At 38.4% G+C, this 14,117-nt stretch carries 10 protein-coding genes and 1 rRNA gene; 9 read left to right on the top strand and 2 right to left on the bottom strand.

Annotated features, from left to right (window positions below; all coding sequences use genetic code 11):
* Positions 1-45 precede the first annotated feature (45 nt).
* A complete protein-coding gene (locus G602_RS0122410; protein ID WP_026661027.1) occupies positions 46-1,398 on the bottom strand; it encodes an MATE family efflux transporter in 1,353 nt (450 codons plus the stop codon).
* 269 nt (positions 1,399-1,667) lie between these two features.
* Between G602_RS0122410 and G602_RS0122405 the strand changes: the two genes are divergently transcribed.
* From G602_RS0122405 to G602_RS28105, 6 genes are all read left to right on the top strand, one after another.
* Complete coding sequence (locus G602_RS0122405; RefSeq protein WP_026661026.1) at positions 1,668-2,618, top strand: glycoside hydrolase family 43 protein; 951 nt, start codon at positions 1,668-1,670, stop codon at positions 2,616-2,618.
* A gap of 34 nt (positions 2,619-2,652) precedes the next feature.
* Entirely contained in the window at positions 2,653-4,299 is a 1,647-nt protein-coding gene (locus G602_RS28110; protein WP_049945425.1) for a glycoside hydrolase family 43 protein, read from the top strand.
* 252 nt (positions 4,300-4,551) lie between these two features.
* Positions 4,552-6,096, top strand: a complete 1,545-nt coding sequence (locus G602_RS0122395) for an ABC transporter substrate-binding protein (protein ID WP_026661025.1) — start codon at positions 4,552-4,554, stop codon at positions 6,094-6,096.
* Between the two features lie 173 nt (positions 6,097-6,269).
* Positions 6,270-7,187: a carbohydrate ABC transporter permease gene (locus tag G602_RS0122390; RefSeq protein WP_026661024.1), complete on the top strand. Its 918-nt coding sequence runs from the start codon at positions 6,270-6,272 to the stop codon at positions 7,185-7,187.
* A 14-nt stretch (positions 7,188-7,201) separates the two neighbouring features.
* The gene (locus G602_RS0122385; RefSeq protein ID WP_081676131.1) at positions 7,202-8,122 is read left to right on the top strand and encodes a carbohydrate ABC transporter permease; all 921 of its coding nucleotides are present in this window, start codon (positions 7,202-7,204) and stop codon (positions 8,120-8,122) included.
* Between the two features lie 217 nt (positions 8,123-8,339).
* Positions 8,340-9,983: a methyl-accepting chemotaxis protein gene (locus tag G602_RS28105; RefSeq protein ID WP_049945424.1), complete on the top strand. Its 1,644-nt coding sequence runs from the start codon at positions 8,340-8,342 to the stop codon at positions 9,981-9,983.
* A 30-nt stretch (positions 9,984-10,013) separates the two neighbouring features.
* On the opposite strand, the gene G602_RS0122375 is transcribed toward G602_RS28105, so the two are convergent.
* A complete protein-coding gene (locus G602_RS0122375; RefSeq protein ID WP_026661022.1) occupies positions 10,014-10,934 on the bottom strand; it encodes an ArsR/SmtB family transcription factor in 921 nt (306 codons plus the stop codon).
* Positions 10,935-11,093: 159 nt separating this feature from the next.
* Here G602_RS0122375 and pyk point away from each other — a divergent pair, with 159 nt between their 5' ends.
* The 3 genes from pyk to G602_RS31175 all read left to right on the top strand — a co-directional run.
* Positions 11,094-12,095: a pyruvate kinase gene (gene pyk, locus G602_RS0122370; RefSeq protein WP_044933349.1), complete on the top strand. Its 1,002-nt coding sequence runs from the start codon at positions 11,094-11,096 to the stop codon at positions 12,093-12,095.
* 80 nt (positions 12,096-12,175) lie between these two features.
* Positions 12,176-13,759 carry an alpha/beta fold hydrolase gene (locus G602_RS29555; protein WP_049945423.1) on the top strand — a complete coding sequence of 528 codons (1,584 nt, stop codon included), beginning with the start codon at positions 12,176-12,178 and terminating at the stop codon, positions 13,757-13,759.
* Positions 13,760-14,030: 271 nt separating this feature from the next.
* Positions 14,031-14,117: ribosomal RNA gene (locus G602_RS31175) — 16S ribosomal RNA — on the top strand; the annotation flags it as partial.

Raw genomic sequence — 14,117 nt, 5'->3', positions numbered from 1 at the left:
ATATTTTAGAGGTAAACGAAATATAAATCAAATCTTGACATTTGCTCATTTCTTTGATGGGAATTTTTCTTTAAGCTTTTTCATTACAATCATATATAAAATGTAGGATAAAACACCTGTAGTAAGCCATGAAAAAGCGTCTCCGGCTACGGCGATTGCATAGCTTGAAAGTCTCATCGATACAAATGCAGTGATGAGTCTTGAAACAAGCTCCATAACTCCAAGCATGAGAGCAGTTTTTCCGAAGCCACAGCCCTGCATGGCATTTCTGTAAATGAATATCATGGCAAGCGGAATATAGAATAGAGCAGCTTCAACTATATAAATTCTGCTGTAGGGAAGATACTGTGAAATATCTACACCTTTGTCAAAGAACATACTGACAATAGTCGGCATAAGAACTACACTTAAAACTCCTGTTATAACAGAATAAACCACAGAAATTTTCATTGCATCCTTAGTGCCCTGGTGGACTCTGTCCAGATCGCCGTAGCCGAAGTTTTGTCCGACATAAGCTGCTGTCGTCTGTCCTATAGAAGGCATTCCTGCGGTCATAAGGTTTACAACTTTACCTGCAGCTGTAAAGCCCCCTATAGCAACTGACTGGTATACATTGATTGATGCCTGCATAACCATGGTGCCAGATGCGGTGATTCCGAACTGAAGTGCCATGGGAATTCCTATGTTTAGCTGCTTTTTTGCAAAATTCATGTCAAGCTTCCAACTTCCCTTTTCGGGTTTGAGAATATCCACTTTTTTATATATGTAAATAATGCAGAGGATAGCAGAGGCACCCTGTGAAATATCTGTTGCAAGCGCAGCACCGAAAGTCTCAAGTCTGAACACTATAATAAATAGAAGATCCAGGACTATGTTAAGCGCAGCTGAAAAAATCAGGAAATAGAGGGGAGTTTTACTGTTGCCGATTGCTCTTAAGGATGCTGCAAAAAGATTGTAACCGATAAGAGCAAAGCTGCCTGCACATATGGTTATGATATATGAATATGCATAATCATATATATCATCCGGGGTATTCATAATATGAAGAAGAGAGGACATGGATGCTATGGCAATGATCGTCACAACCAGTGTGCTTATAAATCCCAGTATTATAGCATTGACAAATGCCTTTTTAGTACCTTCATCGCTTCCTGCACCAAATTGATGACTGATAAGAACCGTGTATCCTGTAGTCATTCCGTTTGCAAGTCCCATTATCATGAACATGATGGTTCCTGTAGAGCCGACGGCTGCTAATGCCTTGGGACCAACAAATCTTCCTACAATAACTGTATCTACCATGTTATAGAATTGTTGAAAAATAAAACCTAATAAAATAGGAATCACAAATTTTAATAATATGGGAAGCGGTCTTCCTTCTGTCATTTTTCCATTCATAATTCTGTTGCTCCTAATAAAATTTTTTGCAGTTCAATGATTGTATGTCAATGTAAATTCTTTTTCAAGAGAGAATTTATAAAATAGTTGAAAAGTTTAGATTATAATAATATAATTTAGATAAAAATAAAATAGTTCAGTAAAGAATGAAATACAAAGTTGTGATTAACTTATAAAACAAAAATTGTGATTAACTTATTAGCTGAACAATTTTATGAAGTTGTACATTCAACCGGAATGGAAATAAATTATTTCAATCGGAGAAAAACATGGAAAAAGAACTTAAATTTAATGAGCCATGGATTATGCAAAGAGCTGATCCCTATGTGACCAGGGCAGATGATGGCTTTTACTATTTTACTGCTTCGGTACCTGAATATGACAGAATTGCTCTTAGGCGTTCTGAAACGTTGGCGGGTCTTTCCGAAGCATCCGAGCATACAATTTGGACAAAGCATGAGAATGGAATCATGAGCAAGCATATATGGGCACCGGAGCTTCATAAGGTCATGGGCAGATGGTATATCTATTTTGCCGGAGGCGAAGTGGAAGATATTTGGAAGATAAGACCATATGTACTTGAGTGTCAGGGCGAGGATCCCATGGTTGGTCCCTGGATAGAAAAGGGAAAAATGACATGTGCTAAAGATGATGAATTCTCTTTCAGGGCATTTTCACTAGATGCGACTGTTTTTGAGCACAGAGGAAACTGGTACTATATCTGGGCTGAGAAGGTTAGCGTTGGAAAACAGATATCTAATCTTTATATAGCCAGAATGAAGAGCCCTTATGAGCTTGAGACAGTACAGGTGCTTCTTACAACGCCTGATTACGACTGGGAGAGAGTTGGCTTCTGGGTAAATGAAGGCCCTGCAATTCTTAAGCGGAACGGTAAAATTTTCATGACCTATTCCGCAAGTGAAACCGGAGTGGCTTACTGTATGGGAATGCTTACGGCAGATGAGGATGCGGATTTACTTGATCCGAAATCCTGGACAAAGGAAAGGTACCCGGTTTTGAAAAGTGATGCAGAAGCTGTTGTATACGGCCCCGGTCATAATTCCTTTACTGTGGATGAAAATGGTGAAGACATCATGGTTTATCATGCCAGAACGGAGACTGAGATAGAGGGAGATCCTTTATATAATCCCAACAGACATGCAATGCTTATGAAAATTAAATATGATGACAGAGGCTATCCTGTGTTTTCATGCAGATAAGGTGCTTCTTTACGAGCTATGACAAGGAGTAACAATGATAAAAAGGCATTTAATAAATGGAATTGCTATTGCTGCATGCGTAACTGCCATGATTGTTTTTCTTAGTGGATGCGGAAATGACAAAAATTTTGAAAATAATTCCTCTGAGGATAGCAGCGAGGATGTGAGTGCAGTGGTAGCAGATAATGAAGAATCAGATTCACAGGGGGATGCAGAGGTGAAAGCAGAATCACTTAGCGAAACTGATATAAAAAAAGGAGTCTATAAAAATGCAGTCTGTTGTCATGATCCACAGGTGATTCTGGCTGATGATACGTACTATATGACAGGCAGCCATCAGGTTCTTGCAAAATCAGATGATTTGAAGAACTGGAGCTACATTGGTAATGGAAACAACGTGTTTGATAACCTGTTTTCAGGAAATCTGGATGCATTTAAGTATGTAGGGAAAAATGAGGAAGGTGGCTATTCTGTCTGGGCTGCTAATACTTTTTATAATGAAACAATGAAGAAGTATGTTATGTACTTTTGCACAACCTCTTCATATATAAAGTCTAATCTATGCATGGCTGTTTCAGACGAACCCGGTGGAAAATACACATATACGGATACAATTCTATATTCGGGATTCACAAAATCACATGCCCCGGAAACAGACATATACGATGTTCTTGGCACAGATGCGGATATATCAGCATACCTTAAGCTTGGTGGCTACGATAATGAAAAATGGCCAAACTGCATAGACCCTGCTGTTTTTACGGATGAAGATGAACGTATGTGGATGGTTTACGGTTCATGGTCTGGCGGTATTTTCTTATTGGAGCTTGATCCTGCAACAGGAAAACCTGTTCATCCTATAGAAGAGGCTGCAGCCGGAGGAGAGGATGCTCCGGATCCATATTATGGATACAGACTGGTAGGTGGTGGACACCATGCAATTGAGGGACCTTACATTACATACTCAAAGGAAACAGGCTACTACTACCTGTTTGTTTCATATGGCGGACTTACGAGTAATGGTGGTTACCAGATCAGACAGTTTAGAAGTAAAAATCCTACCGGGCCATACGTTGATGCTGCAGGCAACAGACTTGGCGATGAAGAAAACTACATGAGTTATGGTCTGAAAATGATGGGGAATTATACACTTCCCAGCCTTTCGGTGACATATATGGCTCCCGGCGGACAGTCTGTATTTCAGGATGAAAAGGGAGAGTATTACATTGTTTATCATCAAAGATTTGATGATGGACAGGAATTTCATGAGCCCAGAATACATAAACTTTTCATGACAGAGGACGGCTGGTTTACTGCAGCACCCTTTGAATATACCGGTGACGAAAGTATAAATTCTATTGCAGATAGCTCAGATATTACAGACGACATGCTTAGTGGTACATTTTTTATCCTGAATCACGGACTTGATGTGAATGATATTGTAAATAAGCCGATTAAATGCAAGGTCGAAAACAGCATTATTTCTTCTGAGGAAGGCGAAGAGAAGCTTGATGGGACGATTTCATTAAAAGAAAACAGTGCTTTTGTTTCTATTACATTAGATGGTGTAACTTATGAAGGATGTGCGTTTACAATGACTGATGAAGCAGGAAATACTACTTTATGCATATCGGCAAAGGGTGAAAACAATGAGACCATCTGGGCAGTTAAATATATGTAAACAAGAATTGTAAATGTAAATTTAACTCTTTAACGTGATAACAAACACAAATTAGCAATTTTGTAAACCGCACGCAGCAATATTTGATAAGTTTGTTTAATTACACAAAAAGTATTTTAACATTTTATTAAAAACGACAAAAATATAAAATGCTTTACAAAAATCTAAAATAATTATTGACGATGTAAATATGGTTGTTTAAAATCACTATATAAGTTAATCACTTAGATAAGTTTTTTAGGAGGATTTGACATGAGAAGGAAATTTTTAGGTATTGCAATGGCAACAGTCATGGGACTTAGTACAGTTACCGGCTGTGCTACAACAACAGTTGAAGAGGCTGGCGAAGCAGAGAGCACAGAAGCTCCCAAGACAGAGGAAGCAAAGTCTGACGATACAGCTGAGACTACTGATGGAGCTGAGGCTACTGAGGAGACAGCAGATGCCGGCGAGGCAGAGAGTACAGACGGCTCATCATCTGATTCACTCACAGGTAACGGTGATAAGACACTTCACGTATTCCTTTACATGCAGGAGCATGAAAAGAAGATTTATGAAGATCTTGCTAAACAGTTTGTTGATGAACACAAAGATGAAATAAAGGAACTTGTTTTTGAAGTAACAACTCAGGATGAATACAATCAGAAGATGATTGCTAATATGACAGCAAATGATATGCCTGATGTGTTCTATGTAGGACCTGCAGCAGTTCGTTCTTATGCAGATAACGGATATATTCTTCCTCTTGACGATTATGTTGATGCAGACACTATGAAGAGTGTTTGGGGAACAACTCAGGAGATTTATCGTTATGATGGTACAAATGTAGGAAGTGGTTCACTCTATGCACTTCCCAAGGACCTTTCCTGCTTTGCTTTTGCCTATAACAAGGATCTTTTCGATGCAGCAGGTCTTGACTATCCTGATCCTGAGAAGCCTTACACTTATGATGAATTCGTAGAAGTATGTGAGAAGCTTACAATCGATAAGGATGGTGACGGAGAAATTGATCAGTGGGGAGTTGCTAATGCAGATCAGTTTGGTATGACTCCTTTCCTTTATTCTAACGGTGTTAAGTTCCTTAATGATGATATGACAAAGGTTAACGTAGCAAATAACGAGCAGCTTAAGGAAGCTCTTACATTCTACACAGACCTTACAAAGAATGGCCTTACACCTTCTGTTGAGCAGGATACAGCACTTGGTGGATATCAGAGATGGCTTGATGGACAGGTTGCATTCTATGCATGTGGTACATGGGACGTTGCAGCATTCATGGATAAAGCTACATTCCCTTACAACTGGGATCTTTGCGGATGGCCTGTTGGACCTTCCGGTGATGGGAAATCACATACATGGATGGGCTCTGTAGGATATTGTGTATCTGCTACATCTGAAAATCCTGACCTTGCAGCAGCGCTTATATCTAAGTTCTCAACAGATGAGGATGGCCAGAGAGCAGTTTCAGGTATTTCAACAGGTGAATCTATACAGCTTCCTAACATCACAGATCTTGCTTATGGTGAATTTAAGGATGCAGTAAACAGCGGAAAAGTGCCTTATGCTTCAAACGTAGATGTTATCTTCGGATATTTTGATGGCAATGATCACTATGAAGCAGCACTTCAGGAAACTGATTACACATATAACGGTGAGTGGTTTACACCTTTTTGGTCAGGTGTATTTAACATCAAGAATGGTGATATCACTGTAGAAGATTTCTTACAGCAGGTTGAACCTGAGATGCAGGAAGCACTTGATGAAGCTATCGAGCTTCAGAACTCAGCTACTAACTGATAATAGCTGAATATTTGCAACAATGATTTACCTCTGTTATATGAATTGTATTAAAAAATAATAATGCCTTCCCCCTAGAGGGGGAAGGTGTCAGCGAAGCTGACGGATGAGGGTTATCACTGTCGAAGTTCCTCTACTTACAGAGGAACTTCATTTATTAAGGAGCAATACTTATGACATCAAATAAAACAAAAGTTCATATGTCTGCGATGGCAAAGAGAGAAGAGAGATGGGCATGGCTTTTTATTGCAGCACCTTTTATCGGGTTCATGCTTTTTATGGCTTATCCTATCGTATTTGCTCTGATTGCCAGCACAAGCAAATGGACAGGAATTAACTCTTTATTGGGAAATATAGTTGGACTCAGAAACTACATTAAAATAATAAATGATGCTAAGTTCTGGAAAGCAATGGGAACGACAATCATCTATATGATAGGAATTCCGATAGGAATGATACTTGGTATTCTTATAGCTATGGGCTTAAACAGAAAGCTTCCCGGTAAGAGAGTTTTAACCACTATGTACTACGTACCTGTTGTATCATCACTGGTTGCGGTATCAATACTTTGGGCATGGGTTTTTAACTATGATTATGGTCTCTTAAACGGAATTTATAAAGCACTTACGGGATTGCATGGCCCTAACTGGCTTGGAGATGAAGTAATGGTAAAAATCTCCCTGATCATATTCATGGTATGGAAGGGACTTGGAGGAACAATAATACTTTACCTGGCTGGGCTTCAGAACATTCCACGTGATTACTACGAAGCTGCAATGATAGACGGTGCGAACAGCTGGCAGAAGTTTAAGAACATTACGTTACCGCTTCTTTCACCCGTTACCTTCTACATTTTAATCACATCACTGATCGGCGGTTTCCAGGTATTTGTAGAGGTTCAGGTTATGACACCATCAGGCGGACCTAACTATAGCTCAGCTACAGTTGTTTTCTACCTTTTTGAAAAAGCATTTACCAACGGTCAGCTTGGCTATGGTAGTGCAGTAGCAGTAATTCTTGCAATCATCATATTCATTATCACGGCTATCAATTTCTGGGGCCAGGATAAATGGGTAAAAACTATAGAGTAAAGGAGGTGTGACAGATGGAAATAGCTTTAAATACAAATACAGAACAGAGCTCTGCTAAGAGAGCAAAGTCAAGTACAAAAGATTATCAGACAGATCGCGTCACATCTTCCAAAGAGAAGATTGCTAATGTAATAATCTTCATTTTGCTCTTTGCATTTGCAATAACAATGGTGTTCCCGCTTATTTATATGGTTGCAACATCATTTATGACTAAAAATCAGATACTTTCGGGAACTTTAACTTTGTTTCCAAATCCTATTCTGATCGGAAAATACAGTCAGGTCCTAAGTAAAGGACAGTTTATTACTGGTATCATAAACACAATAACCGTGGAAATACCGGTACTTCTGATAGGTGGCTTTACTTCATCACTTGCAGCTTTTGCATTTGCCAAGATGAATTTCAGAGGAAAAAATGCATTGTTTTTAGCACTGCTTGCGACAATCATGATTCCCTTTGCTGTAGTTATGATTCCGCAGTATGTACTTTTTACAAAGCTTGGATGGACAAACTCACTTGCACCGCTTATCATTCCGGGATGCTTTGGTAATGTCAGTATGATCTTTTTCCTTAGACAGAACCTCTATAGTATTCCTACTGAGCTTATGGATGCAGCAAAAATCGATGGCTGTAATTACTTTGAAATTTACTACAAGATTTTCCTTCCACTTATGAAAGGAGCCCTTGGAACACAGCTTATGCTTTGGTTCATGGGAATATGGAATGATTATCTTGCACCTACGATTTTCCTTAGAAGTGAAAAGCACTGGACACTTCAGGTAGTCATCAGATCCTTCAATTCATATTATGCAATTCAAAGTGATTATGCTCTTATTATGGCAGCATCGGTAATAGCAATGCTTCCTACACTGGTACTATTCTTCCTGTTCCAGAGAGTTATCATTGAATCAATTGCAATCAGCGGAATTAAATAATAACCTGTATAAGACGACGAGTTTTGTGACTTGTCGTCTTTTCCTTTTATGAAACTTTATTTTATAGAAATAGTATTTAGATGAGTAAATATTTCATAAAAAATTTAGATAATACCACAGGGATACTGTTGAAATGACATGATTTTAACAAGTATAATTATTTTGCAAACAATTATTTGCATTCATGGTCGTTCTGATTTTTTGCAAGGGGGTTTTTATGAGGGAAAAGATTTTTTCGGTACGAAAGGAAATTGCGCTAATAGCAGTTTTACCGGCATTTGTTATCACTATAGCTATGCTGATAACAGGTATATTGTTTATGCGTTCAGGCATGGAAGATGAGGTGTTAAAAGGGTTGCTGGCATCAGCATACACCTACAGAGATATTGCATCACATCTTACAGACAGAGAAGCCGGAGATAACGAAACGGAGATTGCACTTAAACAAAATGCCGGCTATGATTTCACCTGGTTCGATGGTGATACCAGAAAAAATTCATCTCTCGGAAGTAGTGTAATAGGCACTAAAGCAGCAGATTCAGTTATAGCTGCAGTAATACAAGGTGGAAACACCTTTACATCCACCAATACCCAGGTTGCGGGAACTCCATATTTTGTTGCTTATGTTCCGGTTAAGGATACCTCCGGAAAGGTAGTATCCATGGCTTTTACAGGTGTATCACGTAAATCGGTTGAAGAGCAGGTTTTTAAATCTATAATTTTCATGCTTATTATTAGCTTTGTGTTAATGGCAATAGCTATTATCGTTGCAATCAGAGCAGCAATAAACATGGCAGGTGCGATCGGGGCAATAAATGAGAGTATTCAATATCTCGCAAAGGGTGAGTTTAAAAAGGCAGACAGGTTCCTTGATAGAAATGATGAACTTGGAGAAGCACTTAATAATACAAATGCCCTCATTGAAAAGCTCAGTTCTATAGTAGCTGATATAAGAAAATCTGCCGTTACGGTAAACACTTCATCTACTGATCTGTCAGATATGGCAAATAGAATATCACAGACAACAGAGGACGTTTCAAATGCAGTGCAGGAGATTGCACAGGGTGCTACTCAGCAGGCAGGAGAGATTCAGAGTGCGGCAGAGAATGTAATACTTATAGGGGATGCTGTAGGAAATGTTCAGTCATCCACACAGGACCTTGATTCACTTGCTGCTAAGATGAAAGAGGCTTCCGAAGTATCAGGTAAATCATTATCATCGCTGCAAAATTCATCAACGGAAATGACAGCAAAGATAGACGAAATTTCGGAAACTATTACAAGAACACAGGAAGCTGTAACCAATATATCTGCAAAGGTTGAGGGAATTACTTCCATAGCTACGCAGACAAACCTTCTTTCCTTAAATGCTTCAATAGAAGCAGCAAGAGCTGGCGATGCCGGAAGAGGCTTCTCTGTTGTAGCTGAGGAAATCGGTAAGCTTGCCGAGGATTCAAAGGTTATGGCTGATGATATTAAAAAGGAGATGGAAGTTCTTCTTGAAGATGCATCAGCAGCAGTACAGGCAGCAGAAGATGTAAAACATGGTAATCTTGAACAACAGGAAGCGCTTGGTGAGACAATTGATTCCATAAACGGCATGCTTGAGGATATTGATTCTACAGTTGGTGGAGTTAAAGTGATAAGCGCTGGTGCTGAGCAATGCGCATCTTCCAAGGATGCAGTATCGGATACAATGGATGCTCTTTCCGCAATATCAGAAGAAAATGCTGCATCATCTCAGGAGACAGGAGCATCCATGCAGGAGCTTTCCAATACAGTACTTATGCTTGCTAATGAAGCAAATGATTTGAGAGATATCTCAGAGAAATTGAATCGAGATATGGAATTCTTTAAGTAATAAAAAACCTTCCCCCGCGGGAAGGTTTTTTTATGCCTCAATCGGACTATAAGCAATCTTTACATTTATATCCTGACTATAATTTCCGAAGGTTTTTCCAAATATTGTAAGACCACCAACATGCTCTGCATCTTCAGGAACAGCCATTTTAAACTTAATTCCGCTCTTACTTGTAAGATTAAAATGATCTATAGTAATATCTGAAATCTGAAGACCATCTATAAAGGTACCTCGATGATTAATAACAAGCATTTTTAAAAGACCATATTGATTCCAATTTGGAAACCACCAATCCGGAGTGAAAATACCCTTCACATCACCAAAGTCACCGGGAGAAATCCATGTACCCAAAAATTCATTATTAAGATAGAAAGAAATATCAGAAGGCCAGACGTTATTAACACCGGGGGCTTCACTTGAAAGCTCAGCGGATATACAGATTTCATCTATCTTCTGATTGAATGGAATAAAGTTTGGAACGACATATTCCACATAGCCCTTGGTAAACCAGAGAATATCGGCATTGTAACGATCGGGATGAGAGAAGTATCGCGTATCGTCTACCTGACCAATTATCTGAGTAGAAGAGGCTAAACCACAGGTTGGATACACATCATAATCTGAAAACTGTCCAACCTTTATATCTGCGGTATAAATATTCTCATCATGCTGCTCATCCTGGATATCTATAAGAATTTTGTCTACGTGGACAGAGCATATTTTCTGGTTTCCGTGACCATTTGTTTCATTGCTTACTGTGATAAGGCCACATTCCTCCAACTTACGTATATGACTTGTAAGAGCTCCGTTAGTAATATTTAATCTGCCTGCAAGCTCGTTCATATTCATGCCGTTATTTTCAAGCAGAATTTTAATGATTTCTATTCTGACATCAGATCCTAAAGCTTTGAAAAGATCCAGTCCCTCTGAAAGAGATTTTATATGCAGCATGCCTACTCCTTTAAATAAAAGTAAAATATTTAATAAAAACATGATATCATATATATAATGTAGGATTCAAGTGATTGAAAACTTAATTATGTACATTGTAATTACTGCTTAACTTCTATAAATATATACAAAAGAATAATTTAGAAAAGAAAGAATATTATGGTAGAGATATATGGCACACTCGGTCCTTCCTGTAATAAGGAAGAGACATTAAGAAAAATGTTTGAGAAAGGAATGACAGGGGTTCGATTGAACTTATCGCATTCTTTCATATATGAAAACATCAACCTTATAGAATCTGTGAAGAAGGCAGCGCTTCATGCAGGAACAGAGCCAAAGCTCCTTATTGACCTACAGGGACCTGAGCTTAGAATAGGTGCATTAGGAAAAGAATTACTGCTTTCAGAAGGTGATGAGTTTATTCTGGGAGAAAATGGAGTCCCTCTGGAAGAAATTATTTTGTCTAAGCTGGAAAAGGACATGATAATTCTGCTTGACGATGGCAAAATTCAGGCACATATTATGTCAAATGACGGTAGAACGGCCAAAGCTATAGTAGACAGAGGAGGTCTGTTAAGAAGCAGAAAGAGTATTCTGATAAAAGATTATGAAATTGAAAAAGATGCGCTGACAGAAGCTGACATAGAAAACATAAGGTGTGCTGTAGATATTGGTATTACGGGAATTATGCAACCCTTTGTAAGAGGAAAAGAAGATATTCTTTCATTAAAAAATACATTACAAAAAGAAGGCGGATCTTCTATAGAAATATATGCCAAGATTGAAAATATGCGTGGTATAAATAAGCTTGATGAAATAATGGAAGAAAGTGATGAGATAATTATCGCAAGGGGAGATCTTGGAAATGCTGTACCACTTTGGGAACTCCCTGGAGTTCAGAAAAATATAGCTGAAAAATGTTGCCGCTGTAATAAACGTTTTATGGTTGTGACTCAAATGCTTACATCAATGGAAAAAAATCCTGTTCCTACAAGGGCAGAAGTAAGTGACATATTCAATGCTGTTCTTGACGGAGCCACTTCGGTAATGGTAACAGGTGAAACTGCTGTAGGCAATTATCCTGTAGAAGTAATCAATATAATGAAAAAAACTGTTGAAAGTGCAGGGGAATATCAAAATAATAATCGTGGACTGTGCTGAATATTTTATGAATAATCCGGGATGACCTGAGGAATACTCTCAAAGCTGTACTCCTTGGGCGATGATCAAAGGAGTGAGAAATGGTGAAACAGCTGCTGGGAAAGCTGAGGTTTTCGAGAAAATGTATACTCATAACAGTTCTGCTTACTTCTATAGTATTAGTTCTGTTTTTTATTTCCGTGCCTATAGCGTCAAGGCGTTATTCACTGAAAGGAATTGATATTTCTCATCATCAGGGAACAATAGACTGGCACTCTGTTTCAGAACAGGGTATTTCCTTTGCATATATTAAGGCAACAGAGGGAAGTAGTCTTGTGGATGAAAAACTGGCTGAGAATTATGAAGGCGTCAGTAAAACAGACATCAAATATAGTTTTTATCATTTTTTGAGCCTTGATAGTCCTGCTGAAACGCAAATGGCTAATTTTCAAAACGCTGTAAAAAGTTATGAATTGAAAATGATACCTGCCATTGATGTTGAATGGTATGGGGATATGCGTCAGAATCCGCCGGATAAAGATATTGTTTTATTACAGGTTCGTGAATTGTCTGCACTTATGGAAAAAGAATATGGCACAAAACCGGTAATATACACAACTCAGAGCTTTTATTTTAAGTATTTGAACGGAGAAATAAAAGAGAATCCTTTATGGATTAGGAATACCTATTTTGCTCCTATACAGAATCATGTTATATGGCAGTATTCTGAAAAATATGATCTTGGAAATGCAATTGAAACAGGTAAGTATGTAGATGCTGATGTAATAGCCCCGGAGAATCTTGATAAAATCTTATATAATCCCACATTATATGAGTACTCTGAAATTCCTTTGGAGAGAAATGGAGTAAAGCTTCATTTGGATTGCCTTTCCGTAAGCGGTAAAGAACAACAGAAAGACATTCTGCTGATTCATGGTGTTACCTATTCATCCAATGAGTTTGACACGGACTATGAGGATTATAGTCTTGTAAGGAGACTTGCCAGGGAAGGATACAACGTCTGGAGACTGGATATTGCAGGATTTGGTCAATCTGAGGAAGTTGAGGATGGTTATATGCCTGACTCAGATTATGCAGCAGAAGATATAGGTGCTGCCGTAAATGAAATAGTGAAGAATACCGGTAATGAAAATATTGATATTCTGGGATGGAGTTGGGGAACTGTAACAGTTAGCAGATTTGCTGCCATGCATCCTGAACATATACGGAAAATAGTATTATATGCTCCGATTCTTACAGGTGTTGGTGATTATGAAGTGACGGAAGCTTTTCACCATAATACATGGGAACATGCAGCCGATGACTTTCAGAGATGTGAGGATGGAACGCTTGATTATTCTGTTACTGAAAAGAATGTCATAGACATTTTCTGCTCAAACTGCTGGCATTATGATGGTGAATACAGTCCTAATGGTGGAAGAAGAGATATTTGCGTTGCTGAAGATGTGGAACTTATTGATCTTACAAAACTTAAGAATCCAACACTGATTATTTGTGGAAGCAATGATCCATATCTTAATTATAGTAAAATCAGTGAAGCAAAAAATATGTTACCGGAAGGTTCTTCTCTGGAAATGATTGATGGAGGCTCACATGTAATAATGATTGAGAAGCCATATTATCATGATTTTCAGGATCGATTGATCAGGTTTTTAGGGGAATAAAAAATTTTTGTAAAAAAATAAAATTTATTGTTGACACATATTAGGGGTAGTGATATATTAAATATCGCTGCGGCGCACGGCAAGATATCAAAAAGCCTGCGAGCCCAGTATTTAAGCACATTGACAATGAAATAGTAATGCAACCCTGAAAATTCCAAAAAAGAATATTCAGAGAACAAAACCTAACAAGGTAAAACGGACAGAACAAAAGCCAAGCTTAAGTTCTGGTCAGACGAACGATATTAAGTCATTTGACTTGATATAAACATTTAAACGTGAGAGTTCGATCCTGGCTCAGGATGAACGCTGGCGGCGTGCCTAACACATGCAAGTCGAACGGAGATTTAACGCTGATGAG

It is taken from the genome of Butyrivibrio sp. AC2005, from assembly GCF_000424145.1.
Taxonomy (GTDB): domain Bacteria; phylum Bacillota; class Clostridia; order Lachnospirales; family Lachnospiraceae; genus Butyrivibrio.
The sequence above is the reverse complement of the archived record's forward strand: the minus strand, read 5'-3'. Positions and strand labels throughout refer to the sequence as shown.

Bases quoted from the DNA above. Each gene is read 5' to 3' on its own strand.
- G602_RS0122385 (WP_081676131.1), top strand. From the start codon at position 7,202: ATGGAAATAGCTTTAAATACAAATACAGAACAGAGCTCTGCTAAGAGA.
- G602_RS0122375 (WP_026661022.1), bottom strand. From the start codon at position 10,934: ATGCTGCATATAAAATCTCTTTCAGAGGGACTGGATCTTTTCAAAGCT.
- G602_RS0122395 (WP_026661025.1), top strand. From the start codon at position 4,552: ATGAGAAGGAAATTTTTAGGTATTGCAATGGCAACAGTCATGGGACTT.
- G602_RS29555 (WP_049945423.1), top strand. From the start codon at position 12,176: ATGGTGAAACAGCTGCTGGGAAAGCTGAGGTTTTCGAGAAAATGTATA.
- G602_RS0122410 (WP_026661027.1), bottom strand. From the start codon at position 1,398: ATGAATGGAAAAATGACAGAAGGAAGACCGCTTCCCATATTATTAAAA.
- G602_RS0122390 (WP_026661024.1), top strand. From the start codon at position 6,270: ATGACATCAAATAAAACAAAAGTTCATATGTCTGCGATGGCAAAGAGA.
- G602_RS28110 (WP_049945425.1), top strand. From the start codon at position 2,653: ATGATAAAAAGGCATTTAATAAATGGAATTGCTATTGCTGCATGCGTA.
- G602_RS0122405 (WP_026661026.1), top strand. From the start codon at position 1,668: ATGGAAAAAGAACTTAAATTTAATGAGCCATGGATTATGCAAAGAGCT.
- pyk (WP_044933349.1), top strand. From the start codon at position 11,094: ATGGTAGAGATATATGGCACACTCGGTCCTTCCTGTAATAAGGAAGAG.
- G602_RS28105 (WP_049945424.1), top strand. From the start codon at position 8,340: ATGAGGGAAAAGATTTTTTCGGTACGAAAGGAAATTGCGCTAATAGCA.